Annotated in this window: 29 protein-coding genes; 19 read left to right on the forward strand and 10 right to left on the reverse strand. The window is 61.0% G+C overall.

Annotation, left to right across the window (positions count from 1 at the left end):
* The first annotated feature begins 124 nt into the window (after window positions 1-124).
* From F8N66_RS23910 to F8N66_RS23945, 8 genes are all read left to right on the forward strand, one after another.
* Window positions 125-1,927, forward strand: coding sequence for an acyclic terpene utilization AtuA family protein (locus F8N66_RS23910; RefSeq protein ID WP_150772521.1), 1,803 nt, complete (start codon window positions 125-127; stop codon window positions 1,925-1,927).
* Window positions 1,928-1,939: 12 nt separating this feature from the next.
* Window positions 1,940-2,809 carry an SDR family oxidoreductase gene (locus F8N66_RS23915; RefSeq protein WP_150772522.1) on the forward strand — a complete coding sequence of 290 codons (870 nt, stop codon included), beginning with the start codon at window positions 1,940-1,942 and terminating at the stop codon, window positions 2,807-2,809.
* 3 nt (window positions 2,810-2,812) lie between these two features.
* A complete protein-coding gene (gene atuC / locus F8N66_RS23920; RefSeq protein WP_150772523.1) occupies window positions 2,813-4,429 on the forward strand; it encodes a geranyl-CoA carboxylase subunit beta in 1,617 nt (538 codons plus the stop codon).
* 26 nt (window positions 4,430-4,455) lie between these two features.
* The gene (gene atuD / locus F8N66_RS23925) at window positions 4,456-5,613 is read left to right on the forward strand and encodes a citronellyl-CoA dehydrogenase (RefSeq protein WP_150772524.1); all 1,158 of its coding nucleotides are present in this window, start codon (window positions 4,456-4,458) and stop codon (window positions 5,611-5,613) included.
* The gene (locus F8N66_RS23930) at window positions 5,610-6,407 is read left to right on the forward strand and encodes an enoyl-CoA hydratase/isomerase family protein (protein WP_150772525.1); all 798 of its coding nucleotides are present in this window, start codon (window positions 5,610-5,612) and stop codon (window positions 6,405-6,407) included. The genes atuD and F8N66_RS23930 overlap by 4 nt, the downstream gene beginning before the upstream one ends.
* Before the next feature lie 111 nt (window positions 6,408-6,518).
* Window positions 6,519-8,480: an acetyl/propionyl/methylcrotonyl-CoA carboxylase subunit alpha gene (locus F8N66_RS23935; protein WP_150772526.1), complete on the forward strand. Its 1,962-nt coding sequence runs from the start codon at window positions 6,519-6,521 to the stop codon at window positions 8,478-8,480.
* Between the two features lie 71 nt (window positions 8,481-8,551).
* Window positions 8,552-9,103 (forward strand): exonuclease domain-containing protein, encoded by a 552-nt coding sequence (locus F8N66_RS23940; protein WP_150772527.1) that lies wholly within the window; start codon window positions 8,552-8,554, stop codon window positions 9,101-9,103.
* A 61-nt stretch (window positions 9,104-9,164) separates the two neighbouring features.
* Window positions 9,165-9,449: a pyrimidine/purine nucleoside phosphorylase gene (locus tag F8N66_RS23945; RefSeq protein WP_007973461.1), complete on the forward strand. Its 285-nt coding sequence runs from the start codon at window positions 9,165-9,167 to the stop codon at window positions 9,447-9,449.
* A 59-nt stretch (window positions 9,450-9,508) separates the two neighbouring features.
* Here the strand turns inward: F8N66_RS23945 and F8N66_RS23950 are convergent, their stop codons facing one another.
* Window positions 9,509-10,315, reverse strand: a complete 807-nt coding sequence (locus F8N66_RS23950; RefSeq protein ID WP_150772528.1) for an MOSC domain-containing protein — start codon at window positions 10,313-10,315, stop codon at window positions 9,509-9,511.
* Between the two features lie 189 nt (window positions 10,316-10,504).
* Window positions 10,505-11,440 (reverse strand): chemotaxis protein CheV, encoded by a 936-nt coding sequence (locus F8N66_RS23960; RefSeq protein ID WP_150772530.1) that lies wholly within the window; start codon window positions 11,438-11,440, stop codon window positions 10,505-10,507.
* A 465-nt stretch (window positions 11,441-11,905) separates the two neighbouring features.
* Between F8N66_RS23960 and F8N66_RS23965 the strand changes: the two genes are divergently transcribed.
* The 3 genes from F8N66_RS23965 (at window position 11,906) to F8N66_RS23975 (ending at window position 14,424) form a co-directional block, all read left to right on the forward strand.
* Entirely contained in the window at window positions 11,906-12,376 is a 471-nt protein-coding gene (locus F8N66_RS23965; RefSeq protein WP_150772531.1) for a hypothetical protein, read from the forward strand.
* A gap of 501 nt (window positions 12,377-12,877) precedes the next feature.
* Window positions 12,878-13,771 (forward strand): sensor histidine kinase, encoded by an 894-nt coding sequence (locus F8N66_RS23970; RefSeq protein WP_150772865.1) that lies wholly within the window; start codon window positions 12,878-12,880, stop codon window positions 13,769-13,771.
* Window positions 13,768-14,424 carry a response regulator transcription factor gene (locus F8N66_RS23975; RefSeq protein WP_150772532.1) on the forward strand — a complete coding sequence of 219 codons (657 nt, stop codon included), beginning with the start codon at window positions 13,768-13,770 and terminating at the stop codon, window positions 14,422-14,424. Before F8N66_RS23970 ends, F8N66_RS23975 begins: the two co-directional genes overlap by 4 nt.
* On the opposite strand, the gene yegS is transcribed toward F8N66_RS23975, so the two are convergent.
* Window positions 14,408-15,325 carry a lipid kinase YegS gene (gene yegS / locus F8N66_RS23980; protein WP_150772533.1) on the reverse strand — a complete coding sequence of 306 codons (918 nt, stop codon included), beginning with the start codon at window positions 15,323-15,325 and terminating at the stop codon, window positions 14,408-14,410. The genes F8N66_RS23975 and yegS overlap by 17 nt on opposite strands.
* Window positions 15,326-15,543: 218 nt before the next feature.
* Between yegS and F8N66_RS23985 the strand changes: the two genes are divergently transcribed.
* Window positions 15,544-15,741: a hypothetical protein gene (locus tag F8N66_RS23985; RefSeq protein WP_150772534.1), complete on the forward strand. Its 198-nt coding sequence runs from the start codon at window positions 15,544-15,546 to the stop codon at window positions 15,739-15,741.
* 53 nt (window positions 15,742-15,794) lie between these two features.
* On the opposite strand, the gene glp is transcribed toward F8N66_RS23985, so the two are convergent.
* Window positions 15,795-17,021, reverse strand: a complete 1,227-nt coding sequence (gene glp / locus F8N66_RS23990; protein WP_150772535.1) for a gephyrin-like molybdotransferase Glp — start codon at window positions 17,019-17,021, stop codon at window positions 15,795-15,797.
* Complete coding sequence (gene moaB, locus F8N66_RS23995; RefSeq protein ID WP_150772536.1) at window positions 17,005-17,544, reverse strand: molybdenum cofactor biosynthesis protein B; 540 nt, start codon at window positions 17,542-17,544, stop codon at window positions 17,005-17,007. The genes glp and moaB overlap by 17 nt, the downstream gene beginning before the upstream one ends.
* Window positions 17,545-17,625: 81 nt before the next feature.
* Between moaB and mobA the strand changes: the two genes are divergently transcribed.
* A complete protein-coding gene (mobA, locus tag F8N66_RS24000; RefSeq protein ID WP_150772537.1) occupies window positions 17,626-18,228 on the forward strand; it encodes a molybdenum cofactor guanylyltransferase MobA in 603 nt (200 codons plus the stop codon).
* Between the two features lie 78 nt (window positions 18,229-18,306).
* Window positions 18,307-18,528 (forward strand): YgdI/YgdR family lipoprotein, encoded by a 222-nt coding sequence (locus tag F8N66_RS24005; protein ID WP_008055112.1) that lies wholly within the window; start codon window positions 18,307-18,309, stop codon window positions 18,526-18,528.
* A gap of 64 nt (window positions 18,529-18,592) precedes the next feature.
* On the opposite strand, the gene F8N66_RS24010 is transcribed toward F8N66_RS24005, so the two are convergent.
* The 5 genes from F8N66_RS24010 to F8N66_RS24030 all read right to left on the reverse strand — a co-directional run bounded on the left by F8N66_RS24010 (window position 18,593) and on the right by F8N66_RS24030 (window position 22,036).
* Window positions 18,593-18,871 carry a hypothetical protein gene (locus F8N66_RS24010; RefSeq protein ID WP_150772538.1) on the reverse strand — a complete coding sequence of 93 codons (279 nt, stop codon included), beginning with the start codon at window positions 18,869-18,871 and terminating at the stop codon, window positions 18,593-18,595.
* A 163-nt stretch (window positions 18,872-19,034) separates the two neighbouring features.
* Complete coding sequence (locus F8N66_RS24015) at window positions 19,035-19,925, reverse strand: pseudouridine synthase (protein ID WP_150772539.1); 891 nt, start codon at window positions 19,923-19,925, stop codon at window positions 19,035-19,037.
* A 72-nt stretch (window positions 19,926-19,997) separates the two neighbouring features.
* On the reverse strand, window positions 19,998-20,315 hold the full coding sequence (locus tag F8N66_RS24020) for a transcriptional regulator (protein WP_150772540.1): 318 nt from the start codon (window positions 20,313-20,315) through the stop codon (window positions 19,998-20,000).
* A gap of 168 nt (window positions 20,316-20,483) precedes the next feature.
* Window positions 20,484-20,720 carry a glutaredoxin family protein gene (locus F8N66_RS24025; protein ID WP_150772541.1) on the reverse strand — a complete coding sequence of 79 codons (237 nt, stop codon included), beginning with the start codon at window positions 20,718-20,720 and terminating at the stop codon, window positions 20,484-20,486.
* Window positions 20,721-20,827: 107 nt separating this feature from the next.
* Window positions 20,828-22,036: an ammonium transporter gene (locus tag F8N66_RS24030; protein ID WP_150772542.1), complete on the reverse strand. Its 1,209-nt coding sequence runs from the start codon at window positions 22,034-22,036 to the stop codon at window positions 20,828-20,830.
* Window positions 22,037-22,361: 325 nt separating this feature from the next.
* On the opposite strand from F8N66_RS24030, the gene F8N66_RS24035 reads away from it, so the two are divergent.
* From F8N66_RS24035 to F8N66_RS24055, 5 genes are all read left to right on the forward strand, one after another.
* Window positions 22,362-22,676 carry a DUF883 family protein gene (locus F8N66_RS24035; RefSeq protein WP_008030332.1) on the forward strand — a complete coding sequence of 105 codons (315 nt, stop codon included), beginning with the start codon at window positions 22,362-22,364 and terminating at the stop codon, window positions 22,674-22,676.
* A gap of 2 nt (window positions 22,677-22,678) precedes the next feature.
* On the forward strand, window positions 22,679-23,068 hold the full coding sequence (locus F8N66_RS24040) for a phage holin family protein (RefSeq protein ID WP_150772543.1): 390 nt from the start codon (window positions 22,679-22,681) through the stop codon (window positions 23,066-23,068).
* Window positions 23,065-23,406 carry a hypothetical protein gene (locus F8N66_RS24045; protein ID WP_150772544.1) on the forward strand — a complete coding sequence of 114 codons (342 nt, stop codon included), beginning with the start codon at window positions 23,065-23,067 and terminating at the stop codon, window positions 23,404-23,406. The genes F8N66_RS24040 and F8N66_RS24045 overlap by 4 nt, the downstream gene beginning before the upstream one ends.
* 126 nt (window positions 23,407-23,532) lie before the next feature.
* Window positions 23,533-24,696, forward strand: coding sequence for an EAL domain-containing protein (locus F8N66_RS24050; protein WP_150772545.1), 1,164 nt, complete (start codon window positions 23,533-23,535; stop codon window positions 24,694-24,696).
* A gap of 144 nt (window positions 24,697-24,840) precedes the next feature.
* Window positions 24,841-26,169, forward strand: a complete 1,329-nt coding sequence (locus tag F8N66_RS24055; protein WP_150772546.1) for a deoxyguanosinetriphosphate triphosphohydrolase — start codon at window positions 24,841-24,843, stop codon at window positions 26,167-26,169.
* The last annotated feature ends 122 nt before the right edge of the window (window positions 26,170-26,291 follow it).

The raw sequence follows: 26,291 nt of genomic DNA on the forward strand, positions 1-26,291 counted from the left end.
GGGTCGCGCGGGCAATTTAAGCTGGCAATGGCAACCAAGCAAGCGCTCGGGCAGAAGTTATTTCAGTCGTTTACAAACCAAGCGCTTGCTTGGTAGTCTCGAAACACGTCTGTCGGAGGTGGTTATGGAATTGACTGCGCCCAAAACAATTCGCATCGGTTGCGCCAGCGCCTTCTGGGGCGACACCTCGACCGCCGCTGCGCAGCTGGTGGAAGGGGGACGCCTGGACTACCTGGTGTTCGATTACCTGGCCGAAATCACCCTGTCGATCATGGCCGGCGCGCGCATGAAAGATCCCCAGGCCGGTTATGCCAGCGACTTCGTCGAAGTCTTGAGCCCCCTGCTCGCGCAGCTCGCCGAACAAAAGATCCGTGTCATCAGCAATGCCGGCGGGGTCAACCCACAGGCCTGCGCCGCCGCCTTGCAAGCAGCCTGCGACAAGGCCGGGATCGCCTTGAAGATCGCCGTGCTGCTGGGTGACGACCTGCAACCGCAGTTCAAGCAACTGCGCACCCTTGGCCTGCATGAAATGTTCAGCGGCGCCCCGCTGCCGCCGATGTGCGTTTCGACCAACGCCTACCTTGGCGCACCGGGCATCGTCGAAGCCCTGCGCCTGGGGGCGGACATTGTGATCACCGGCCGCGTGGTCGACAGCGCCGTGGTCAGCGCCGCGCTGGTGCATGAGTTCGGCTGGTCGTGGCATGACTACGACAAACTGGCCCAGGCGGCGCTGGCCGGGCACATCATCGAATGTGGCGCCCAGTGCACCGGGGGCAATTTCACCGATTGGCGCGACGTGCCCGACTACGAGCACATCGGCTTTCCCATCGTCGAGGTCAGCGCCGACAGCCAGTTCATCGTCAGCAAGCCCGAGGGCTCCGGTGGCCTGGTCACGCCGCTGACGGTGGGCGAGCAGATGCTCTATGAAATCGGCGATCCGCGCGCCTATCTGCTGCCCGACGTGGTCTGCGATTTCACCCAGGTCAAGCTGGTGCCGCAGGGTAAAAACGCGGTTCAGGTGCACGGCGCCAAAGGCTTGCCGCCGACCGCTCAGTACAAGGTCAGCGCCACCTACCCGGACGGTTTCCGCTGCACCGCCAGTTGCCTGATCGCCGGCATCGATGCGGTCGACAAGGCCCGACGCGTCAGCGCGGCGATCATCAACAAGACCTCGGAAATCTTCACCCGGCGCGGCTGGGCGCCCTACAGCGAGGTAAACATCGAACTGCTCGGCAGCGAAGCCACCTACGGCCCCCACGGCCAGCGCCAGGACAGCCGCGAAGTGGTGATCAAGCTCGCCGTACGCCATCCGGACAAGCAAGCATTGATCGTGTTCTCCCGGGAAATCGCCCAGGCCGCCACCGGCATGGCACCGGGGCTGACCGGAATCGTCGGCGGCCGGCCGACGGTCTATCCGCTGATCCGGCTGTTCTCGTTCCTCATCGACAAGACCGCCTGCACGCTGGACATTGATTTCATGGGCCAGCGCCATCCATGTGCCCTGCCCGCCCTGGACACGCTCGACAGCCACGACTTGCCCGCGCCGTTCGAACCACCCAAACCCCAGGGCCCGGTCGATGCCAGCGTCGCCCTGGTCAAGCTGGCCGTGGCCCGTTCGGGCGACAAGGGCAACCACAGCAACATCGGGGTCATGGCCCGCAAGCCCGAATACCTGCCGTGGATCGCCGAGGCGTTGACCCCGGAAGTGATCGTCGACTGGATGAGCCATGTCCTCGACCCGGTCCACGGACGCGTCGAGCGCTGGTATTTGCCCGCCACCCACAGCCTGAACTTTCTCCTGGAGAACGCCCTCGGTGGCGGTGGCGTCGCCAGCCTGCGCATCGACCCGCAGGGCAAGGCCTTCGCCCAGCAACTGCTGGAGATCCAGATTCCGGTGCCACGGCACATCGCCGACCAGGTCAACTAGAGGACTGCCGCCATGGCCTACGATTCGATTTTCAAAGCCGGCTTGTTTGCGGGACACACCATCATCGTCACCGGCGGCGGCAGTGGCATCGGCCGCTGCACCGCCCACGAACTGGCGGCCCTCGGCGCCCATGTACTGCTGGTCGGGCGCAAGGCCGACAAACTGAAAGCGGTCGCCGCCGAGATCGCCGAAGACGGCGGCAAGGCCGACTGGAGCACCTGCGATATCCGCGAGGAAGAAGCCGTCTCGCACCTGGTCAGCGAACTGATCCGCAAGTACGGGCCCATCCACGGCCTGGTCAACAACGCCGGCGGCCAGTACCCCTCGCCCCTGGCCTCGATCAACCAGAAGGGGTTCGAAACCGTGATGCGCACCAATCTGGTGGGCGGCTTCCTGATGGCCCGGGAAGTGTTCAACCAGTCCATGAGCAAACATGGCGGGGCCATCGTCAACATGCTCGCCGACATGTGGGGCGGCATGCCCGGCATGGGGCATTCCGGCGCGGCGCGCTCGGGCATGGACAACCTGACCAAGACGGCCGCTTTCGAATGGGGTTACGCCGGGGTGCGGGTCAACGCCGTGGCACCGGGCTGGATTGCCTCCAGTGGCATGGACACTTACGAAGGCGCCTTCAAGGCGGTGATCCCGACCTTGCGTGAGCACGTGCCGCTCAAGCGCATCGGCACCGAATCGGAAGTCAGCGCGGCGATCGTTTTCCTGTTGAGCCCGGCGGCGGCCTTCGTCAGCGGCAGCACCTTGCGCATCGACGGCGCCGCCAGCCTCGGCGGGCGGGCGTGGCCGATTCACAAGGCAACGAACAGTGAGTCGTACAACGGTTTCCATCGTGCGTACTTGCCTGACGTGCTCAAGGACAAGGAATAAGCCATGCCGGTCATTCAGTCGCAAATCGATCCCTTGAGCGAAGCATTCACCCGCCATCGCGCGGCCATGCTGGTGGGCATCGAGCACGTCCGAACGCTCGAACAGAACCTGCTGGACAAGGCGGCTCAAGCCAGGGCCAAGTTCGACAAACGCGGGCAATTGCTGCCCCGTGATCGCCTCAACCTGTTGCTCGACCCCGGTGCGCCGTTCCTTGAACTGGCGAGCCTGGCCGGCTACAAGCTGCATGACGACAAGGACGGCAGCTCCGCCGGTGGCGGCTTGATCGCCGGCATCGGCTACGTGTCCGGCGTACGGGCGCTGGTCGTGGCGAACAACAGCGCGATCAAGGGCGGGACCATTTCCCCCAGCGGCCTGAAAAAGTCCCTGCGCCTGCAACAGATCGCCATGGAGAACAAACTGCCGGTGATCACCCTCGCCGAAAGCGGCGGCGCCAACCTCAACTATGCGGCGGAAATTTTCGTCGAAGGTGCGCGCAGCTTTGCCAATCAGGCGCGGATGTCGGCCATGGGCCTGCCGCAGATTACCGTGGTGCACGGCTCGGCCACGGCGGGCGGCGCTTATCAGCCAGGGTTGTCGGACTACGTGGTGGTGGTGCGCGGCAAGGCCAAGCTGTTTCTCGCAGGTCCCCCGTTGTTGAAAGCGGCCACGGGTGAAGTGGCGACCGACGAAGAACTGGGCGGCGCCGAGATGCACGCGCAAGTCGCCGGCACCGCCGAATACCTGGCGCAAGACGATGCCGATGGGGTGCGCCAGGTGCGCGAGATCGTCAGCCTGCTGTCATGGAACGATCAGCTGCCGTGGCGCCCGCAACCGCAATGGGAAGAACCGCTCTACCCCATCGACGAGCTGTTAGGGCTGATCCCCGACGATCCGAAAAAACCTTACGACGTGCGCGAAATCATCGCCCGCATCGCCGACGGCTCGAATTTCCTCGAATTCAAGGCCGAGTTCGACCAGCAGACCGTTTGCGGCCATCTGAAAATCCACGGTCGCCCGTGCGGCTTCATCGGCAATAACGGCCCGATCACACCCAAGGGGGCGAGCAAGGCGGCACAGTTCATTCAGCTGTGCGATCAGAGCCAGACGCCGCTGCTGTTTTTCCACAACACCACCGGGTTCATGGTCGGCACCGAATCGGAGCAACAAGGCGTGATCAAGCACGGCGCCAAGATGATCCAGGCGGTGGCCAATGCCCGGGTGCCGAAACTCACTGTGGTGGTCGGCGGCTCCTATGGCGCCGGCAATTATGCGATGTGCGGCCGTGGCCTGGACCCGCGCTTCATCTTCGCCTGGCCCAACAGCCGCACCGCCGTGATGGGCGGCGCCCAGGCCGGCAAGGTGCTGCGCATCGTCACCGAGGCCAAACAGGCCAAGGACGGCCTGGTGCCCGACCCGAAAATGCTCGACATGCTGGAACAGGTCACCGCGCAGAAACTCGACAGCCAGTCCACGGCGCTCTACGGCAGTGCCAATCTGTGGGACGACGGTTTGATCGATCCGCGGGACACCCGGACGCTGCTGGGCTATTTGCTGGATATCTGTCACGAGGCCCAGGTGCGGCCGCTGCAAGCCAACAGTTTTGGTGTCGCCCGGTTCTAGGCCGGCTCACGAGGAGAACAATAAAAATGATCTTCACCCAGGAACACGAAGCACTGCGCCGCACCGTGCGCCAATTCGTCGATCACGAGATCAATCCTCATGTCGAAGAATGGGAAAAGGCCGGGCGCTTTCCGATCCACGAGATCTTCCGCAAGGCCGGCGACCTTGGCCTGCTGGGCATTTCCAAGCCGGAAAAATTCGGCGGCATGGGCCTGGACTACAGCTATTCGATCGTCGCCGCCGAAGAGTTCGGCACCATTCATTGCGGCGGCATTCCGATGTCCATCGGCGTGCAGACCGACATGTGCACCCCGGCCCTGGCGCGGTTCGGCTCCGATGAGCTGCGCGACGAATTTCTGCGTCCGGCGATCACTGGCGAACAGGTAGGCTGCATCGGCGTCTCCGAAGTCGGTGCCGGTTCCGACGTGGCCGGCTTGAAAACCACGGCGCGCAAGGACGGCGACGACTACGTGATCAACGGCAGCAAGATGTGGATCACCAACTCGCCGTGCGCCGATTTCATTTGCCTGCTGGCCAACACCTCCGACGACAAGCCGCACATCAACAAGTCGCTGATCATGGTGCCGATGAACACTCCCGGCATCAGCCTCAGCTCGCACCTGGACAAGCTCGGCATGCGCAGTTCGGAAACCGCCCAGGTGTTTTTCGACAACGTGCGCGTGCCGCAGCGCAACCGCATCGGCCATGAAGGCGCCGGGTTCATGATGCAGATGCTGCAGTTCCAGGAGGAACGCCTGTTCGGCGCGGCAAACATGATCAAGGGCCTGGAATACTGCGTCGACAGCACCATCGACTACTGCAAGGAGCGCAAGACGTTCGGCAGTGCGCTGATCGACAACCAGGTCATTCACTTCCGCCTGGCCGAATTGCAAACCGAAATCGAATGCCTGCGGGCGCTGGTGTATCAGGCCACCGAGCAATACGTCAGAGGCCAGGACGTCACGCGCCTGGCGTCCATGGCCAAACTCAAGGCCGGTCGGCTGGGCCGGGAAGTCAGCGACAGCTGCCTGCAATACTGGGGTGGCATGGGCTTCATGTGGGACAACCCGGTGGCCCGCGCTTACCGCGATGTGCGGCTGGTGTCGATCGGCGGCGGCGCCGACGAAATCATGCTGGGGATCATCTGCAAACTCATGGGCATCCTGCCGGGGAAAAAGAAATGAATCCGCTGCCCGGTTGCGAAACGCTGTTGCTGGAACTGCACAACGGCGTGCTGCACATCACCCTCAATCGCCCGCAAAGCCGCAACGCCATGAGCCTGCAAATGGTCAGCGAACTGCGCGCGGTACTGGCGGCGGTGCGTGATGACCGCGCTGTACGCGCCCTGGTCATCGGCGGTGCCGGCGGGCATTTCTGTGCCGGCGGCGACATCAAGGACATGGCCACCGCCCGCGCCCAGGGCGCGACGGCGTACCGCGAATTGAACCGTGCCTTCGGCGCCTTGCTGGAAGAAACCCAACAGGCACCGCAAGTGGTGATCACCGTGCTGCAAGGCGCGGTGCTGGGCGGCGGCCTGGGCCTGGCTTGCGTCAGCGACATCGCCATGGCCGATCATCAGGCGCAATTCGGCCTGCCGGAAACCAGCCTCGGCCTGTTGCCGGCGCAGATCGCGCCCTTCGTGGTCCAGCGCATCGGCCTGACCCAGGCCCGGCGACTGGCCCTGACGGCCGCACGCTTCGATGCCACTCAGGCGCGGCGGATGGGCCTGGTGCATTTTGTCGAGCATGACGGGCAAGCCCTGGCCGAACGCCTCGACGAGGTGTTGGCCCATGTGCTGTGTTGTGCGCCGGGGGCGAATGCGGCGACCAAGAAACTGTTGTTGGCCAGTGCCATGCAGCCTTCGGGTGAGTTGCTGGATGAGGCGGCCCAGTGGTTCAGCGAAGCGGTGATCGGCGCTGAAGGGGTCGAGGGGACCATGGCTTTCGTACAAAAAAGAAAACCGGGGTGGGCCCCTTGAAAAGCTTCGCGAGCAGGCTCGCTTCCACAGTTGAAATGCATTCCCCTGTGGGAGCGGGCTTGCTCGCGAAGAAGGCCTGACAGGCAATACCAATACCAGAGGAACAACCCAATGCCCGCCCTCACAAAAATCCTGATCGCCAACCGCGGTGAAATCGCCTGCCGCATCCAGCGCACCGCCCAGGCCCTGGGCTACCGCACCGTCGCCGTGTTCAGCGATGCCGATGCCGACGCGCTGCATGTGCAAATGGCCGACGAAGCCGTGCACATCGGCCCGGCCCCGGTGCAACAGTCCTACCTGAACATCCCGGCGATCATCGAGGCGGCCCGTCGCACGGGGGCGGACGCAATCCATCCCGGCTACGGGTTTCTCTCGGAAAACGCCGGGTTCGCCCGCGCCTGCCAGCAGGCCGGTATCACCTTCATCGGTCCCGGCCCCGAAGCCATCGAACTGATGGGCAGCAAGCGCCTGTCGAAAATCGCCATGCTTGAGGCCGGTGTGCAGTGCATCGCCGGCTATCAGGGGGCTGAACAGGATGACGCGGCACTGTGCCGTGAGGCCGAGCGCATCGGCTATCCCCTGATGATCAAGGCCAGCGCCGGCGGTGGCGGGCGCGGCATGCGACTGGTGCACGATGCCGGTGATTTGCCGGAGCAGCTTCGCACCGCGCGCTCCGAAGCCCTGCACGGCTTTGGCAGCGACGAATTGATCCTCGAACAGGCACTGATCGAACCACGGCATGTCGAGGTTCAACTGTTCGGCGATCAGCACGGCAACCTGGTTTACCTCGGCGAGCGCGATTGCTCGATCCAGCGTCGCCATCAGAAAGTCATCGAGGAAGCGCCCTGCCCGGTGATGACGGCTGAACTGCGCCAGGCCATGGGTGAAGCGGCGCTCAAGGCCGGTCGTGCGGTGAACTACGTCGGCGCGGGCACCGTGGAATTCCTGCTGGATGCCCACGGCCGCTTCTACTTCCTGGAGATGAACACCCGCCTGCAAGTGGAGCACCCGGTCACTGAACTGATCACCGGCCTGGACCTGGTCGCCTGGCAACTCAACGTCGCCGAAGGACAACCGCTGCCGCTGCGTCAGGAGCAGGTGCAACTCAAGGGCCATGCGATGGAAGTGCGCCTGTATGCCGAAGACCCGACCCAGGGTTTTCTGCCGCAAACCGGGCGCATCGCCGCCTGGGAACCGGCGCTGCACAGTGACGTACGCATCGACCATGGCCTGATCGAAGGCCGGCAGGTCAGCCCCTTCTACGATCCGATGCTGGGCAAGATCATCGCCCATGGCGCCACCCGCGAAGAAGCCCGGCGCAAGTTGCTGCGGGCGGTACAGGACAGCGTGCTGCTGGGGGTGCAGAGCAATCAGCGCCTGCTCTCCAGCCTGTTGCAGCACCCGCACTTCATCAGCGGTCAATTCAGTACCGGATTCATTGCCCGGCACTTCGCCGAGCATCCGTGGCTGCAGCCCCATGTGCCCCGCGCGGAAGAACTGGCGATTGGCGCCGCCCTGCTCTATCAGGCCTCGGCGCAGGCGCACCCTGGGCCATTGGCCGGTTGGCGCAACAACGCCAGTGTGCCGCTGCACTATCGCCTGGGCTTGGAAGACCAGGAATGGTCCGTGGCGTTGAACGCCGAGCCGGGCGAGGCGTACCGGATCCAGGTCGCCAGCCGTCAACTTGACCTGAAGATCATCGACTGCGACGGCCGCTGGGCCACGCTGGACATCGACGGCGTCCGTCAACGCCATGCCTACCGGATGCATGCCGGGCAACTCTGCCTGTTCACCCGTCCGGGCAGCCTGCGCCTGGAGGACCGGACCCAGGCGTTGGTCAACTGCCAGGCCAGTGTCAGCTCCGGCACCCTCAAGGCACCGATGGACGGGGCGATTGTCGATGTACTGGTCAGTGAAGGCAGCCTGGTCAGCAAAGGCCAACTGCTGGTGGTGCTGGAGGCCATGAAAATGGAGCATCCGCTCAAGTCGGGCATCGACGGCGTACTCAAGCGCTTGCAGGTGCGGGTCGGCGATCAGGTCAGGAACCGGCAGATTTTGCTGGAGGTGGAATAAGCCGCTAGGCGGAACGACCGGGTTTGGCTACGCTCAAAGCCTATCAGGACGCGGATACCAGGAACCCTGCGATGCCTCATTGGCTGGTCATTGATCTGGAAGCCACCACCGATGAGGGTGGTTGGCCAGTAACGGAAATGGAAATTATCGAAATCGGCGCCACCCTGGTGGACCGCAAAGGGCGCGAAGTGGACCACTTCCAGTGCTTTGTGCGGCCATTGCGGCGGCCGCTGCTGACGCCGTTTTGCCGGCAACTGACGCACATCACCCAGGCGGACGTCGACTCGGCCCGCACGCTGAGCGAAATCTGGCCGGCCTTCGAGCAATGGCTCGGGCAGCATCATTCGCAACTGGAAGGCTGGGTCAGTTGGGGCGATTACGATCGCCGGCAGCTCATTCAGGAATGGCAGCACCTGCAACTCGATAGCGTCCTGAGCCGCACACCGCACATCAACCTCAAGCAACGCTTCGCCAAGGCCCGGCGCCTGGAAAGGCCGCTGGGGCTCAATGGCGCGCTGCAACTGGCTGGCCTGCAATTCACCGGCCAGCAACACCGGGCCCTGGAGGATGCGCGCAATACGGCACGCCTGCTGCCACAGATTCTCCCCCCTCTGGAGAGGTGACGACACCGGCCCCCTTGTGCATACTGGCCGGCCCTTTTTAGCCCTTTTCGAGGAATCGCCCATGTTTAAAGTCAACGAGTACTTCGACGGCACCGTCAAGTCGATCGCCTTTGGCACCGCTGAAGGTCCTGCGACCATTGGCGTCATGGCTCCGGGCGAATATGAGTTCGGCACCAGCCAGCGTGAAATCATGCACGTCGTGTCCGGCGCGCTGACCGTCAAGCTGCCAGACAGCAACGACTGGGAAACCTTTGCCGCCGGCAGCCAGTTCAACGTGCCCGCCAACAGCAAGTTCCAGCTGAAAGTGGCCGTCGACACCGCTTACCTGTGCGAATACCGCGGCTAAAACCCTGGGGTTTCACAGCGACAAAAAAATGCCCGTGTTCTTGCAACACGGGCATTTTTTCATTCCAGGACGGTCACCGGCATGCCGACTTCCAGCCGGCCATTGCCGTCATTGACCAGATTCTGTCCGAACATCGCGCCATCGGCCTCGGCACGGTACTGCTGCAAGGTCGCCAACGGTTCACGATCTTCGCTACGCACCCCGGTTTGCGGGTCGATGGTAGTCAGGATGCAGCGCGAGCACGACTTGACGACCCGGAACTCGACCTCGCCGATGCGAATGCGTTTCCAGCCGTCCTCGGCATAGGCTTCACTGCCTTCGATCACCAGGTTCGGTCGAAAACGCAGCATTTCCAGCGGACGACCGACCCGCTGCGACAGATCTTGCAGCGACGCCTCGCCAATCAGCAACAGCGGGAAGCCATCGGCGAACGCCACCTGATCGTCGTCCTTGCCATAACCGGCCTGGGTGGTGCGTGCCCGATCCAGCGGCACTTGCACCAGGCGCGTCGGCTTGCCAATGAATGCGCTGACCCAGGCTGCCGCCGCGTCGCCCGCATCCGGAACACGCAACGTGTCCCGCCAGATGGTTACGCCGCGCAGTTCGGCCTCGCTGCCGGGTAACGCGATATCGATCGGTGAGTGGCCCGGGGCGTTGAGGGTCAAGCCGCCCCCGGCATTCCACAACGCCGACAGTTGGCTCATCTGCGCCACCGCCCGCTGGGTCAGGAAACGACCGCTGGCCTCGTCCACCAGCATCCAGCGTCGATCGCCATCCAGCCCCAGCTTGTCGAGGCCGACCTGCTGCAAGGTCTCGCCCTTGCCGGATTTCAACGGATAACGATAAAGCGCGCTCAGACGCAGCATGGCCAGCTCCCTGGTGAGTCAAAAACGCCACCCTATACGAGCTTGATCGCCGAATCAAAGTCAGGAACCGGGCACTGCATACATTGTGGGAGCGGGCTCGCTCGCGAAGAGGGCGTGTCAGTCGACATCATTGCTGCCTGACACACCGCCTTCGCGAGCAAGCCCGCTCCCACATGGGGCGTTCCATTATCAGGCGGGCACTTCGTCAAGCATCAAACGCTGGCGCACCACGTCGACCAGTTTGTCCGGCTGGAATTTGGAGAGGAAGTTGTCGCACCCGACCTTCTTGACCATCGAATCGTTGAAGCTGCCAGACAACGACGTGTGCAGTACCACATACAGCCCGCGCAGGCGCGGGTCGTTGCGGATCTCCGTGGTCAGGCGATAGCCATCCATCTCCGGCATTTCCGCGTCGGTGAAGACCATCAGCAGTTTGTCGGTCATGTTCACGCCGGTGTCGGCCCAGGCCTTGAGCATGTTCAAGGCCTTCAAACCATCACTGGCGATGTGCATTTTCACCCCCAGTTGTCCCAGGGTGTCGCGCAGTTGCGCCAGGGCCACGTTGGAGTCATCCACCAGCAGCACTTCACGGCCACGGGCGCGTTCCAGCACCGGATCGGCCAGTTTTTCCCGGGATACCTTGGCGTTGTAAGGCACGATTTCAGCCAGGACTTTTTCCACATCGATGATTTCCACCAACTGATCGTCGACCTTGCTGATGGCGGTCAGGTAATGCTGGCGACCGGCGCTGGTCGGCGGTGGCAGGATGGCTTCCCAGTTCATGTTGACGATACGGTCCACGCCGCCGACCAGGAACGCCTGCACCGAACGGTTGTATTCGGTCACGATGATCGTGCTGTTCGGGCCCGGCACCAGGGGGCGCATGCCAATCGCCTGGGACAGGTCGATCACCGGCAGGGTCTGGCCACGCAGGTTGACCACGCCGCAAACGAACGGATGACGCTGTGGCATCAACGTCAGTTTTGGCAGTTGCAGCACTTCCTGCACTTTGAACACGTTGATCGCGAACAATTGCCGTCCGGCCAGCCGGAACATGAGAATTTCCAGGCGATTCTCACCCACCAGTTGCGTACGTTGGTCTACCGTATCGAGAATGCCAGCCATCAAAGACTCCGGGGCTTGTACTGATGAATTCACTAATAGAGCGTTATCGGCTGTTTTTGACAGACCTTGACCCCCTATAAAACGCTACGCTCAAACATTGATGTCACATTAGCATCATGCTTTACTGGCGTTGTGATTTCATCTGCTACAGTCTCTGCGACGCGACCGTTGTTTTTACGATAGGTTCCGCTGCGTAAGGGATTCCCCTATCAACAATCAGGCAAAACCTGATATTCGCAATATCCAATAGCCATTAATGTGACGCCATTCTCATTGCATGAATGGAGTCAGGCTTTTGTGTGCGATCGCAAGTCAGTGGCCATCCACTCTGTCAAGCCGTTCCCAAGCCTGGACCCAAACCGGTCGGAACGCGATCTCACCACGAAACCGTTGCGTCAGGACGCCCCTCGTCCTGGTCGGCACACACGACATCCCCTCATTAGTCATGACGTTGTGGAGATAAGCATGCCGAACAATCGTAGTGAGTGGGCAAAGCGGGTCCCGGAATTTCTGATCGAGGCTGAATTGCTGCTGGCCAAGACCGAGGAATGCCTGAGTCACCTGCAACTGATCAGTAATGACAAAGACGCCATCGACTGCATGCTCAGCACCCTCCTCAAGCTGGCCACCAAGGCGGACGCCCTGGCGCTGGCCGCGGTCTCGGAGTTCTCGCTGCACATCCATAGCCTGCTCAACCACGCGCAGAATCACATGGAGCTGCACGACGAAGCCCTGGGCGCACTGAAGGACTGCCTGACACTGATCGCCTGGCAACTGGAGTTGATCGACCAGAACACCGGCCAGCTGAGTCTCGATGAAAGTGAGCAGACGACCCTGATCGAAGCCTTCGCCCTGCAGGTGGGTCAACGTCACTATCAACCTACCCTCAACTCCAGGCCTTTCACACTTATTCCCTATCTGGAGTGGCAGGCTTAAAGTGACAGAAACGTGTCGTATTTCACACTTTGTTGCCACAGGTGCGCAGTAACTTGAATACGCCGATGTCGTATTTGAATACCGCCTATCCATTACCGACAGCCCGCAAACAAACAACTCTTCCTCCAGGTAAATGAATACCTGTCTAGAACAGGGTTTTCCCTGGCATTTAAATACCCGATTCCAGAAAAACCCCATCCCGATGACGACCACAACACTTTCCAATGTGGAACTTATGTCCAGAACGCCCTGATTCCTGACTCCCTGGACATATATCACAGGCGCGACCAACGGTATCTTAAGTGGTATTATGCCGCCCATTAGTTGGCGCCAATTAATGGCAACATGAATACCACGGTCTTTGCCCGAGCAAGTAATTGGCGGGGTTTCTTATACAGAAACTGTGCACCGTTGGCGTTGTTGTACAAGATTACACACAGAGGCCCGTCAGCCAGCATGACCGGCCTGCCCGCAGCGAACTTCCCATTGGCTCCATCCGCTATGTACGCCAGCCTCAAGTCAATCGCCACGTGGCCACCTTCACGAGAAAACGCGCGTCGGTTTACGCTTGCGTTATGTGCCTGCTCCACCTTCGGCAGCCTGCTGATCTATGGCTTTTCCGCTCACCTGCCACTGGGCCTGCTGCTACTCAACATGGCGGCCCTTGGCTGTGTCTGGGTGCAATATCGCCTGTCGCGCAAGTCGATCAAGTTCCAGCCGCAGGAACTGGCCGACCGCCTGCTCGAAGTCCAGGAAAACGAGCGTCATCGGCTCAGTCGGGAACTGCATGACGACATAGGCCAGCTGCTGACCGCCGCCAAACTGCAAAGTGACTGGCTCAAACGCCGGATACCGGAAGAACTCCAGGGGCAATGTTCCGTACTGTGCGACACCCTGGATGAAACCCTCGCCAAAGTCCGCGATGTGTCGGCCATCCTCAATCCCCGGCAGTTGACCAGCCTTGGGCTTGAAGCCAGCCTGCGTGCCCATCTGCTCAAGACGCTGGCCAACACCTCGGTGCACTGGAGCCTGGAATGCCATCAACGCCTGACCGGGATTCCGGAAGAAATGGCGGTGGCGGCCTTTCGTATCACCCAGGAAGCGGTCACCAACATTTTGCGGCACGCCCAGGCGAAGAACCTGCTGGTCTGCCTGCAACGTTTGCCCCAGGGCCTGACGTTATCAATCAGTGACGACGGCCAGGGTTTTGCACCGGCCACCGATCCGGGGCGCGAGGGACAGCGCGGCATGGCCGGCATGTCGGAGCGTATCCATCAACTGGGCGGCACTCTGACGGTCACCAGCGAACCGGGCAAAGGCACTCAAATCGAAGCTCTCTTCCCCTGGGCGCCGCGCGCGCTTGAGCGGGCCAGTACGAATAAGGTTATGCATTGACTTGTAACTTACTTCTGGTGGATGACCACTCGCTGATCAGGGCTGGCGTGCGTGCCCTGGTGCTGGACCTTCCCGGCTACGCCGTCATCGGCGAGGCCAATGACGGATCGCAACTGCTGGCAATGGTCGAGCATCTGTCCCCGGATATCGTGCTGCTGGATATTTCCATGAAGCAGACCGGTGGCCTTGAGGCCCTGCAGCAACTCAAGCGTGTCCGGCCGCACAGCAAAGTGTTGATCCTGTCGATGCACACCGACCCTGCGCTCATCATGCAGGCGCTGGAGTCCGGTGCTCACGGTTACTTGCTCAAGGACACCACGGCCACCGAACTGGAACATGCGCTGGAAGCCTTGCGCAACGGCGAGCGCTACCTGAGCCCGGCCATTGCCCATACCGTCATCACCCAGGCGCTGACCCGTAACCAGAAAAACCCGGACCCCGCGGACTCGCACAACCTCACGGCCCGCCAGCTGGAAATCCTGCGGCTGATTGTCCGGGGCAAATCCACCCGGGAAATTGCCAACGGCCTGGGCCTGAGCGTCAAGACCGTCGAAACCCATCGTTCGCAGATCATGAAGCGCTTGCAGATCTATGACGTGGCCGGGCTGGTGCTGTTCGCCGTGCGCGAGCAGATCATCAGTCTGGACGACTGACAGACTGCGTCGCACTTAACAGCGGCGAATCGACGGGCAAATGCACCCTCAACGCCGCTGGACGCGCCGAGAAACGCAGGCTGTCACCCTCCAGCGGCTCTCCATCGAGATTGATGTACAGGCCTTCCGAAGCCTTGATCTCGACCCATGGCAGGCGGGCCCGCACGAACATGTTGTCGATACCGAAACCATCGGCCAGCAGGTTTTTCAAGGTGCCCACCACTTCCTGCGGGGCAGGCAAAATGCTGATATCGAGCAAACCGTCGTCAGCCAGCGCCTGCGGGCACAGCACATGACCGCCCCCCGCCTGCCGGCCATTACCGATGCCCAATGCCAACAGATCACCACTCCAGTGAAAGTCCGGCCCCTGCAACTCGCCATACGCCGCGTGCAGCTCACTGAACCGTGACAAGCCCGTAAACAGGTACGCGGCGCCCCCGAGGACCTTTTTCAGTTCCTCGGAGGTATTGGCCGTTACCTGGCTGCCAAAACCACCTGTCGCCATGTTGAGGAATATCTGCCCGCCAACTTCCCCCAGATCAATGGCGCTCGGCGCCACCTCCAGCAGGTCCAGGGCTTGCTCGGGCTCCAGGGGAACACCGGCGGCGCGCGCAAAATCATTGGCGGTTCCCAGCGGCATCAAGACCAGGCTGGCTGGCGTCGATTGCACAGCCATGGCTTCGGCGATATCACGCAAGGTGCCGTCCCCACCGCCGGCGATGATCTGCGTATAACCCGCAGCCAGGGCTTCCTTCACCAGGCGCTGTGCATCGCCCGCCTCCCAGGTCAGCCGGACGGCCAGCTCCCAACCTTGCTCGCGCTTGCTCTCGACAGCAGCGCGAACCGCCTCGTTGAGCGCCTGTTTGCCATGCAGAATCAACAGTGCCTTGCGTTCGCCCATGTGCAGTTCCCCCGAAGAATTTGAATGCTGCCTGGGAGATGTTGACCCTGTGCCGACCGATAAAAGTCGATGCCAATCAATTTATTTTCGACAGGGTCATCCTGAGTCCGACAACGCGGGATTTTTCTTACAAAACCTGAGGAATCGGCTTAATTGACCATTGGGTGAGATTAGGACACTTTGGTGTCCAGATTTTTCACAGCAAAGGAACAATGGGTATGGAATCTCGTGTCGTTGAGCTGGAAACGCACCTCAAGTACATCCGCAAAGACATGGAAGACGTACGCAACGAAGTCAGGTCCATCAAACATCGACTGGCCTATGCCGCTGGCGGAACGGTTGTCCTGCTTGGCCTCATGGCCTGGATCGCCAACAGCCGTTTCGAACAGGTGGTGACGCTGCTCCTGGCGCATTGATCGCTCATGAACGCCAAACCCGGCTGGATCAACCGGGCAAGCATTGTAAAACCTCAGCTCAGCACTTCACTCAGCGGGATAAAGTTCACCGGGTCACCGGCCACCAGCGTGCGATGCTCCAGCACTTCCACCAGTCCATCAGCCCAGGCGGCACTGCGCAGTACACCGGAACTCTGATTTTTGTAGATGATTGCCCGGCCATTTTCCAGACGACCGCGCAAGTATTCACGTCGATTGCCAGCGATAGGCCAGTCAAACCCTGCCGGTACTTGCACCTTAAGCGGCTCGACCTGCTGGACGCCTTGGCGACGCAACAGATAAGGCCTGGCCAGCAAGGCGAAGGTCACCAACGTCGATGCCGGATTACCGGGCAAGCCGATCACGGGCACGCCGCGGAAATGCCCGAAAGTCAGCGGTTTCCCAGGCTTGATCGCGAGCTTCCACAAACTCAGCTCACCCTCTTCGCGCAATGCAATGCCCAGGAAATCAGCCTCGCCCACCGATACGCCACCGGTAGAAAGGATCAGGTCGACATCCTTCAATTCGCCCAGTCGCATGCGAGTGGTGGCCAGGTCATCGGGAAGAATGCCCGCGTCAATCACCTCACAGCCCAACCGCTGCAACCAGCTGCAGAGCAAGACACGATTACTGTTATAGATCTGCCCTGGCCCAAGCGCCTGACCCGGCTCAATCAACTCATCTCCGGTCGACAGGACCGCAACGCGTACCTTGCGAATGACATCCAGCGCGGCGCAACCGAGCGAGGCAGCCAGACCTTGTTCAATCGGCCCCAGGCGCGTGCCCGCCGGCAAAATCAATTCACCGACCGTGGTTTCCTGGCCTTGTGGACGGATGTTTTGCCCAATGACCAGGGTTTCGGTGAAGCGCACTCGCTCATCCGCCTGGATTTCGGTGTTTTCCTGCATCTCGACACAATCGGCGCCAGCGGGAACAGGCGCCCCGGTGAAGATTCGTGCACAAGTACCCGGTCTCAAGGCATCAGGTGCCTGACCGGCAAAGATCTTCTGGCTGACGACCAGCGGCTCTCCGGTCCAGTCGGCCACGCGTAGCGCATAACCGTCCATGGCACTGTTGGGCCAGGGTGGCAGGTCCAGCGTCGACACCAGATCCTCAGCCAGCACCCGCCCTTCGACCTGCGCCAGCGGCAAGCGCTCACGCGCGACAATCCTTGAGGCGTCCGCCATTTCCAGCAAACGGGCCAGCGCCACTTCGACCGGCATCAGGCTGCCGGTCTTGCCCGGCTTACCCGCGGGATTCACAGGGAGCCGCCTGTTTCAGATGAGTCACGAAATTGCAGGGACGATGCCGCGAATCCAGCTGCTCGGCCAGAATGCCATCCCAGCCGGTGCGTACGGCATTGGTCGAACCCGGCAGACAGCAGACCAGCGTGCCGTTGGCCAGACCCGCCAGAGCGCGGGACTGGACGGTGGATGTACCGATGTCAGCCACCGAAATCTGCCGGAACAACTCGCCAAATCCATCGACTTGCTTGTCGAGCAGGCAACTCACCGCTTCAGGCGTGCTGTCGCGCCCGGTGAAACCGGTGCCGCCCGTGATCAACACCACCTGTACGACCTCGTCGGCAATCCAGTGGGCGACTTGCGCGCGAATTTTGTAGAGATCATCTTTGAGCAACACCCGGGAAGCCAGGTGATGGCCGGCCGCCGTCAAGCGGTCGACAAAGACCTGGCCCGAGGTGTCGGTTTCCAGGGTACGGGTATCGCTGACCGTCAGCACAGCGATGTTGAGCGGTGCAAAAGGTACTTCAGCCTTGGTAGTCATAGGCTCGTCCAGTTGTAGGATAAACAGCCCGGTGTTATATCACAGCGCCCCATTTTTTCGCCGCCCCCATGGAGACTCGCCATGACCTCGAATTCGGATTTGCCGCCCTGCTCCATTCTCCTCCTGGCGGGTGGTCGCGGCCAACGGATGGGCGGTCAGGATAAAGGCCTGGTGCAATGGCAAGGCGAGCCGCTGATCGCACATTTGCACCGCAAGACGCGCCCGCTGAGCGATGACCTGATCATTTCCTGCAACCGCAATCTTGAAAAATATGCGCCCTACGCCGACCAATTGGTTCACGACGATGAAGGCGATTTCCCCGGGCCGCTGGCCGGTATCCGGGCCGGCCTGAAAGCGGCTCGTCACACGCACTTGCTGGTCCTGCCGTGTGATGTGCCGCGTATTGATGAGGCGCTGCTGGCCAGCATGCGCGACACCGCCCGCCAGCATCCCGACAAGCCGTTGATGCTGCGTCATGACGAACACTGGGAACCGTTGTTGTGCGTGATTCCCGTCGCCCTGCTTGAAGATTTCGAAAATGCCTGGAGCGCCGGTGAGCGCAGCCCGGGGCGGATCATGCGCAAGCTGGGCGCAACTGCGCTACAGTGCCCTGATAACGACCCGCGCCTGGCGAACCTCAACACCCCGGAATTGCTAAGCGCACATAACACCGTGTCAGACTGACAGCACGCGAGGAACTTGCACGTGTTGCATACGTCTGAAGCTCAGTAAACAGAAGAAATCATTTTCGGAGACACACCCATGACTCAACGGACCCTGGCCACTTTCATGCTCGCACTGGGCCTCGCTACCCTCGCCGGTTGCGCTTCGCCTACCGTGATCACCTTGAATGACGGTCGCGAAATCCAGGCCGTCGACACGCCAAATTATGACAAGGATTCGGGCTTCTACGAATTCGAACAACTCGATGGCAAGCAGACCCGCATCAACAAGGATCAGGTTCGCACCGTTAAAGAGTTGTAATCTGCGCGGCGACTCCCGGATACAAAAATGCCCCGACTCGTCGGGGCATTTGCTTATCTGATAGTTACGGGGTCGGTTCTTTCGCCAGCTTGTCCACGCGGGTCAGTGCCTGCGTGGCTTCGGTAATACATCTCTTGTCGTCATTCGCGGCGTTCGCCGCTTCCGCGCTGGCCTGCATCCGCTTGACTTCCATGCTGGTATTTTCGGACGTGGCTGGCAGGGTCGTCACCTTGTCCCGCAGCTCCTGGAGCTTGATGGTGCAAAGGTCGTGGTCCGCAGCGAATGCGGGAGAGGCCAACATTGCAGTGCAAATCAACATGCCAGCGAAAACGGTACGTTTCATGGGTATCTCCTTGCATGGAAAGCCTCGGGGCTGCCGAAAGATTCGGCTGCCGTGTCGAGGTCTTTGAACGCCACGGGCGTGGGGCCTGTTCAAATGACTGCAAACCGGCCCATAAATTCGATTTTTTCAAACCTCGCCCCTGATCGCCCACTGGCCCGATCGATCACCATTGCAGGGTAATTGCGCTCTGAAACTCCCTTTCCTGGCCTGTGACCGGATCCACGAATTTCAACCCTTGGGCCAGCAGCTTCAAAGGATTGGCGTAATCATCCTCCACATCCTTGAGTACTTGAGGATAGAACGGATCGTTGCAGATACTTGCGCCCAATGCCGTCATGTGCACCCGCAACTGGTGTTTCTTGCCGGTCACCGGGTAAAGGCCATAACGCCAGAGATCACCCTGCTTCTCCCTGACTTCGACAGCCGTTTCAGTGTTAGGGGCGCCCGGCCCTTCCTGCATACGGAAGAACGGTTCGCCGTCAATGAGTCGGCTTTTATGAACCAGGGGAAACGAGTGCTCCGGCAGTGCGCGGGCAATGGCCTCATACCGTTTTTCGATCTGTCGGGAAGGAAACAACGATTGATACGCCGAGCGGCTCTGGGGGTTGGCGGAAAACAACACCAGTCCCGCCGTATGCCGGTCAATGCGATGCAGGGGCACCAGGTGCGGGTTGTCCAGGCGACGGATCAGCCGTCTGAGCAAGGTCTGTTCGACGTACTCACCCGCCGGTGTCACGGGCAGGAAATGCGGCTTGTCCGCCACGACCAGATGCTCGTCCGCGTACAGGATCGACTCGACCACCGGGATCGGCTTCTCGTCCGGTACTTCGCGGAAATAGTGAATGCGCAGACCTTCCTTGTAGGGAAGGTCCAGGGCGATGGGTGCACCCTGCCCGTCCAGGACGCGGCCACGGGCGATCCGGTCCAACCATTGTTCTCGACCGATGGCGCTGAAATGCTCGCACAGGCAATCGAAAACGGTCTGCCACGAGCCAGGCGGCAAGTAGAGCGTGCTGGCCTGACTCTGTGCGGCGGAAAAAGATGAACTGGACATACGGAACGCTCTAACTCTCAATGCAGGGCGGCATTATCCAACAGCGGCGGGAACGAACCTAGCAGAGATTCCTCAGGCAGGAATCCGGTTGCGCGCCGCGGCCTCGGTGTACTCCTTGAGCCAGCGCAGTACGTCGACCGCCTCCCAGCGACTGGGGTCATAAAGCGCATACAACAGGCTCTGGTAGCCCACCACATCCAGTGGCCGGTGGTAGCCGGCGCGCTGGAACAAGGCTTCGATTTCAGCGAAACAGGTATTGAAATGCAGTTTGTTGAAAGGCGTCTTCCCTTCCGTCACCAGCCCGTCCAGGCGCAATTCGAGGACCGCCTCGCGCACCACGTCCACCGACATCCGGTTCACGCTGCTCTTCAATTGTTCGACATTAACCACGATTTATCCCTCTCACGCCCGGACATGGCTGCTCGCCCCTCAACACAGGGAGCGTAATGCAGCCATCCGGATAACTGTATGCGCATACAGTATCCGAATCACACCGTTTAAGCCAAGGGGATCAATCGCCAAGTTCGACCGACGGGATGGCGCCGTCACAAAAATCGATTAACGCAGGAAGGACACGACATCGTCGGATCCGAACGGCCAGCCCAGCTCAGCCCCGGTGTCGACCCGACGCAATACCGGAATGCGCAGGCTGTAGGCTGCGAACCAGGTCTCGTCGTCAGCGATGTCCACCAGTTCCACCAGCAGGCCGCGCTCGACAAACTCCATCAACATGGCTTCGGCCACTTCACAGAGGTGACACCCCAGGGTGCCGAACAGCTGACATTCAGGAGGCATGTGCGCTCAACCAGAAAAATTGAGTGCTTATTCTAGGCCCGCCCCGAAAAACCGTCGAGCGCCCGCGCGCCATGGCCCGGCAACGACCGGGCCTGACCCGCTGGAACTCAGTCCTGGCTGACAGCGCCGATCTTGTGCACCGACAGATCCGCGCCGTAATACTCTTCTTCCTGGCTCAAACGCAGGCCATGGAACGCCTTGATCGCGCCATACACCGCGAAGCCACCGGCCAATGCCACACCCACGCCCAGCCCCGTGCCGATCAGCTGGCTGATCAGGCTCACCCCGCCCAGCCCACCCAGTGCGCTCTGGCCGAAGATGCCGCAGGCGATCCCGCCCCACACACCGCACAGGCCGTGCAGCGGCCAGACACCCAATACGTCGTCGATGTGCCATTTGCCCTGGGCGGCGGTAAAGCACCAGACGAACAAAGCCCCGGCAATGGCGCCGGTCACCAGTGCGCCCACAGGGTGCATCAAGTCGGAGCCGGCACAGATCGCAACTAGCCCGGCCAGTGGACCGTTGTGCAGAAAGCCCGGGTCATTGCGTCCGACAATCAAGGCCGACACCGTGCCACCCACCATGGCCATCAGCGAGTTCACCGCCACCAGTCCGCTGACCCCTTGCAAGGTTTGCGCGCTCATCACGTTGAAACCGAACCAGCCAACGATCAGGATCCACGACCCCAATGCCAGAAACGGAATGCTCGACGGCGCGAAGGCCACCAGGCGCCCTTCGCGATATCGACCGTTGCGCGGCCCCAGCAGCAACACCGCCGCCAGCGCCAGCCAACCGCCCATGGCGTGGACCACCACGGAGCCTGCGAAGTCATGGAAGCTGGCGCCGAAACGCTCCAGCAACCAGGCCTGCAGACCGAAATTGCCGTTCCAGATCATGCCTTCGAAAAAGGGATAGATGAACGCCACGATCAGTGCTGTCGCGCACAGCTGCGGCACGAACCGCGCACGTTCGGCGATGCCGCCGGAAATAATCGCCGGAATGGCCGCAGCAAAGGTCAGCAAAAAGAAAAACTTCACCAGTCCGTAGCCGTGATCGGCATTGATCACGGCCGCCGGTTGCATAAAGGTCACGCCGTAGGAAATCCAATAGCCTATAAAGAAGTAAGCCAAGGTCGAAACGGCGAAGTCGCTCAGGATCTTCGACAGCGCGTTGACCTGGTTTTTTTGTCGAACCGTACCGACTTCGAGAAAGGCGAAACCGGCGTGCATGGCCAGTACCATGACCGCACCGATCAGAATGAACAGCGTATTGGAGCTATGGACCAGGCTGTCCACAGCGCTTTGCAGGTTTTCCATGGATTAGGCAGACCTTAAGGCTGAAAAAGCACCAAAGCAGTTCGCGCGGGCAATCCATGCACCAAGTTGTGACGCGCCGACTCACGTGCGTCACTCCCGATGAACCGCTTTGGCGCACAGGGTTCGTCAAGACCAATCACGACCGGCTCATTGGCCCGGTTTCTGATTGTTGGATTCAAGGTTTCAGGTCAATCGTGCCCGGCAACAGCGCAGTCGCGTTGTCGGGCGCACCACGACATAGCAAAAGATGTACCAGTCATTTGTACTGAACCTTCGCACAAGGCTCATACTCGAACGTTTCAGACGCCACTTATGGAGATCACCAATGGCCAGCATCAAGGCAAAGACTGCTCAAGAAATCCTGATGAACGATTTTCAGACACTGGTCAGCGACACCGAGCGGTTGCTGGAACACACGGCCACCCTGGCAGGTGATCAGGCAGACGAGTTGCGCGAGCAGATCCATGACAGCCTGCTGCGTGCCCGGGAAACCTTGAAGCTGACGGAAGACTCCCTTCGCGAACGTGGCAAGGCGGCCGTCACCGCCACCGAGGACTACGTTCAGGCCAACCCATGGCAATCGGTCGGCATTGCCGCCGGGGTGGGGTTCCTGATCGGTCTGCTGGCGACCCGGCGCTAATCATGGCGATTGAAGATCTCGGCTCGTCCACGACGGGCGCCAGTTCCTCATCGCGACGCCTGGGTGCCGCCGTGCTTGGATTGCTGCACAGCCATGTCGAACTGTTCGGCATCGAATTGCAGGAACAGAAAGCCCGCACCGTCAGCCTGCTGCTATTTGCCGGCCTGGCATTGGTGTTTGCACTGCTGTTGCTGGTGGGGTTGTCGACGCTGGTGCTGATCCTGTTTTGGGACACTTACCGCCTCGCCGCCATCATCGGCCTTTGCGTGTTCTATACCCTGGCGGCAGTCTTCTGCGGCATTCGCCTGAGAGCGGCGATCTTCGATGAGTCTTCGCCCTTCCACGGCACCCTGGAAGAACTGGCCAACGACCGGGAGCGCCTGTTGCCATGAACCTGCCTGAACTGCCTCGCAACAGCTCGCGCGCGGAAATGCGCAAGACGTTGATCCGCTTGCGCATGGAAATGCACCGCCAGGAAATCCGCCACGAATCCGCGCAACTGCTGCAGCCCTTGCACCGTGTTCGCGGGATGACGCAAAACCTGCATGACGGCCTCGGCATCAAGCACGCTCCCTTGTGGGGCGTGGCGGCGGTTACCCTGCTGGGGTTTCTGACCGGCAAAGGTGCCAAGGGCGGCGGCACCAGCAGCCTGACTCGGCTGATCCGCCTTGGCACCACGCTGGGGCCGCTGATCAAACTGGTCATGCAAGGCGGTTCGCGAAAACCCTAAGCTGTCACTTTCTGGCTAAATTCTTGCACTATCCACGGGATGAACCTCTTTATCGAGGGGTTCAACCCTGTGCGCCTACCCGGTCATCAGGCTTCATCCAAAAACAAGATCGACTAAGGAGGCCTTGTGATCGACGGGCAACCGCTTGCCTGCTTTCAGCCGTTCATCGATACCGCCACCGGCCGTATCGCCGGTGTCGAGGCACTGGGGCGACTGCGTCAGGCAGATGGTCAGCTGGCATCGGTCGGGCCGTTGTTCGCCGACCCGCGCACCAACGCGGTAGCGCTGCGCCGCCTGGATCGCCAACTGCGCAATAACGCGTTGAGCCGCCTGCATGAGGCACCCTCCGACTGGTTTCTCAGCCTGAACATTTCCCCTCGCTGGATCAGCCGCTTGCGCCCGGACCAGCCCTTGCCGAGCCTCAAGCAGCTGGGTAAATACGGTGTCGACCCACGGCGAATCGTCTTCGAGATCACCGAACTGGGGGGTGATATCCAGCGCCTGGCCCAAGTGGTGGCGCGTTACCGCCTGGCCGGCGCTCGGATTGCGATCGACGACTTCGGTGCCGGTTACTCCCAGCTCGATCGCGTGCTGGCCCTGCAACCGGACATTCTCAAGCTCGACATGCGTTTGTTCCAGGCGGCCGCATTGGGCGGACCGAGCAGCGACGTGGTCAAGGCCCTGGCACAAATGGCCGAAAAAACCGGGTGCTGGATCATCGCCGAAGGCGTGGAAACCGACGCACAGCTCAATTTTGCGCTGGAGTGCGGTTCACGTTACGTGCAGGGATTTCTGTTTGCCGGGGCACAAGAGGGTTTCTTTTCCAGCGACGCCTTCGTCGAGCGTTTTGCACAACTGCGCCAGGGCTACGTTCAACAAAAACTGGCCGAGCGCGGTCGGCTGATGATCATGCGCCAGCAACTCAGTGAACTGATGGCGATCCTGCAAGCCTGGGCGCAGGCGCGCGCCCCGCTCAGTGCCCTGCCTCAACTGGACGCCTTCCCCTGGCTGCTGCGTTTCTATCAATGCGACCGCCACGGCACACAGCTGACGCCGAACCTGGAATGGCGCAACAACGGCTGGGTCGCCGACAATCGCTACCTGGGCCATAACTGGTCCTGGCGCCCGTACTTCTATCACCTGCTGGCCGAAGGCTGGGATCAACGGCGGCTGGCCCTCTCCAACACCTACCGCGATGCCACCAGCAATCAGTACTGCCTCACCGCCGGGCAATTTTTCGACAATGGGGAACGGTTGCTGCTCATTGATATCGATGCGGTTGGGCTCTAGGGTTTCAGGTGTACATGTTGATTGTGCAAATCCTCAATTTCCCCGACGCGGTAACAAATTGAGAACACCCCCTGATCCCCCCTTGCACGTCCCGATACGAACCGGGAAGCTAGGGACTCAAGTCACCCGATGGAGAGACCCGCCTTGGATTGGCAGACCCTGCTCACCCGCGAACGCCTCGGAAAGCCTCTGCACAGCCCGCAAGAGCTCGGCCGCAGCCCTTTTCACAAAGACCATGATCGCATCATCTTCTCGGGGGCTTTTCGTCGCCTCGGGCGCAAGACCCAGGTGCATCCGGTCTCCAGCAACGACCACATCCACACGCGCCTGACGCACTCGCTGGAGGTCAGTTGCGTGGGCCGTTCGCTGGGCATGCGCGTCGGCGAAACCATCCGTGGCGCCCTCCCCGACTGGTGCGAACCCAGCGACCTGGGAATGGTGGTGCAATCGGCCTGCCTGGCCCATGACATCGGCAACCCGCCCTTTGGTCACTCCGGCGAGGATGCGATTCGTCACTGGTTCCAGCAGGCCGCCGGGCGTGGCTGGCTGGATGCAATGAGCGAGGCCGAGCGCAATGACTTCCTCAATTTCGAAGGCAACGCCCAGGGTTTTCGAGTACTGACTCAGCTGGAGTACCACCAGTTCGACGGCGGCACCCGGCTGACATACGCCACCCTCGGCACTTACCTGAAGTATCCCTGGACGGCCAGGCATGCCGACTCACTGGGGTACAAAAAACACAAATTCGGCTGCTACCAGAGCGAACTGCCGTTGCTGGAACAGATCGCCCAGAAACTCGGCCTGCCGCAACTCGAAGAGCAGCGCTGGGCGCGGCATCCACTGGTGTACCTGATGGAGGCCGCCGATGACATCTGCTATGCGTTGATCGACCTTGAAGACGGCCTGGAAATGGCGTTGCTGGAGTACGCCGAGGTCGAGTCCCTGCTACTGGACCTGGTGGGCGATGATCTACCGGAAACCTACCGGCAGCTTGGCCCCGGGGATTCTCGCCGGCGCAAACTGGCCATCCTGCGTGGCAAGGCCATCGAGCACCTGACCAACGCCGCCGCCCGTGCCTTTGTCGAACAGCAAGACGCGCTGCTCGCCGGTGCACTGCCCGGCGATCTGGTCGAACACATGCACGGCCCGGCCAAACGTTGCGTCCTGAATGCAAAAGACATGGCACGCAAGAAAATCTTCCAGGACAAGCGCAAGACCCTGCACGAAATCGGCGCCTACACCACCCTGGAAATACTGCTCAATGCCTTCTGTGGCGCGGCGCTTGAGCAACATGGCGGTCGCACGCCATCCTTCAAGAGTCGGCGGGTCCTTGATCTTCTGGGCAACAATGCACCCGATCCACAGGGTCCTTTGCACGCCTCGTTCATGCGAATGATCGACTTCATCGCGGGCATGACGGACAGCTACGCCAGCGACATGGCATTGGAAATGACAGGGCGCTCCAGTCGCTGATGGACGCCCTTTGATCCACCGCTACGTCACAGGTAATGGCCAATCAGCCGTGAAAAACCAAATGCACTCAACGTTCGATGAATCCCCCTACAACGGATGTCGCCTGAACTGATCGATTGCCG

Origin of the sequence: Pseudomonas fluorescens, from assembly GCF_902498195.1 — a bacterium.
Classification (GTDB): Bacteria; Pseudomonadota; Gammaproteobacteria; order Pseudomonadales; family Pseudomonadaceae; genus Aquipseudomonas; species Aquipseudomonas fluorescens_BU.

What these genes read in the sequence shown, in the direction of transcription:
- atuD (WP_150772524.1), top strand. Translation starts at nt 4,456, where the DNA reads ATGATCTTCACCCAGGAACACGAAGCACTGCGCCGCACCGTGCGCCAA.
- F8N66_RS23970 (WP_150772865.1), top strand. Translation starts at nt 12,878, where the DNA reads ATGTACGCCAGCCTCAAGTCAATCGCCACGTGGCCACCTTCACGAGAA.
- moaB (WP_150772536.1), bottom strand. Translation starts at nt 17,544, where the DNA reads ATGACTACCAAGGCTGAAGTACCTTTTGCACCGCTCAACATCGCTGTG.
- F8N66_RS23950 (WP_150772528.1), bottom strand. Translation starts at nt 10,315, where the DNA reads ATGCTGCGTCTGAGCGCGCTTTATCGTTATCCGTTGAAATCCGGCAAG.
- F8N66_RS24005 (WP_008055112.1), top strand. Translation starts at nt 18,307, where the DNA reads ATGACTCAACGGACCCTGGCCACTTTCATGCTCGCACTGGGCCTCGCT.
- F8N66_RS24040 (WP_150772543.1), top strand. Translation starts at nt 22,679, where the DNA reads ATGGCGATTGAAGATCTCGGCTCGTCCACGACGGGCGCCAGTTCCTCA.
- F8N66_RS24045 (WP_150772544.1), top strand. Translation starts at nt 23,065, where the DNA reads ATGAACCTGCCTGAACTGCCTCGCAACAGCTCGCGCGCGGAAATGCGC.
- atuC (WP_150772523.1), top strand. Translation starts at nt 2,813, where the DNA reads ATGCCGGTCATTCAGTCGCAAATCGATCCCTTGAGCGAAGCATTCACC.
- F8N66_RS23985 (WP_150772534.1), top strand. Translation starts at nt 15,544, where the DNA reads ATGGAATCTCGTGTCGTTGAGCTGGAAACGCACCTCAAGTACATCCGC.
- F8N66_RS24010 (WP_150772538.1), bottom strand. Translation starts at nt 18,871, where the DNA reads ATGAAACGTACCGTTTTCGCTGGCATGTTGATTTGCACTGCAATGTTG.
- F8N66_RS23945 (WP_007973461.1), top strand. Translation starts at nt 9,165, where the DNA reads ATGTTTAAAGTCAACGAGTACTTCGACGGCACCGTCAAGTCGATCGCC.
- yegS (WP_150772533.1), bottom strand. Translation starts at nt 15,325, where the DNA reads ATGGGCGAACGCAAGGCACTGTTGATTCTGCATGGCAAACAGGCGCTC.
- F8N66_RS23960 (WP_150772530.1), bottom strand. Translation starts at nt 11,440, where the DNA reads ATGGCTGGCATTCTCGATACGGTAGACCAACGTACGCAACTGGTGGGT.
- F8N66_RS23935 (WP_150772526.1), top strand. Translation starts at nt 6,519, where the DNA reads ATGCCCGCCCTCACAAAAATCCTGATCGCCAACCGCGGTGAAATCGCC.
- F8N66_RS24030 (WP_150772542.1), bottom strand. Translation starts at nt 22,036, where the DNA reads ATGGAAAACCTGCAAAGCGCTGTGGACAGCCTGGTCCATAGCTCCAAT.
- F8N66_RS23940 (WP_150772527.1), top strand. Translation starts at nt 8,552, where the DNA reads ATGCCTCATTGGCTGGTCATTGATCTGGAAGCCACCACCGATGAGGGT.
- F8N66_RS23930 (WP_150772525.1), top strand. Translation starts at nt 5,610, where the DNA reads ATGAATCCGCTGCCCGGTTGCGAAACGCTGTTGCTGGAACTGCACAAC.
- F8N66_RS23965 (WP_150772531.1), top strand. Translation starts at nt 11,906, where the DNA reads ATGCCGAACAATCGTAGTGAGTGGGCAAAGCGGGTCCCGGAATTTCTG.
- F8N66_RS24035 (WP_008030332.1), top strand. Translation starts at nt 22,362, where the DNA reads ATGGCCAGCATCAAGGCAAAGACTGCTCAAGAAATCCTGATGAACGAT.
- F8N66_RS23910 (WP_150772521.1), top strand. Translation starts at nt 125, where the DNA reads ATGGAATTGACTGCGCCCAAAACAATTCGCATCGGTTGCGCCAGCGCC.
- F8N66_RS24015 (WP_150772539.1), bottom strand. Translation starts at nt 19,925, where the DNA reads ATGTCCAGTTCATCTTTTTCCGCCGCACAGAGTCAGGCCAGCACGCTC.
- mobA (WP_150772537.1), top strand. Translation starts at nt 17,626, where the DNA reads ATGACCTCGAATTCGGATTTGCCGCCCTGCTCCATTCTCCTCCTGGCG.
- F8N66_RS23915 (WP_150772522.1), top strand. Translation starts at nt 1,940, where the DNA reads ATGGCCTACGATTCGATTTTCAAAGCCGGCTTGTTTGCGGGACACACC.
- F8N66_RS24025 (WP_150772541.1), bottom strand. Translation starts at nt 20,720, where the DNA reads ATGCCTCCTGAATGTCAGCTGTTCGGCACCCTGGGGTGTCACCTCTGT.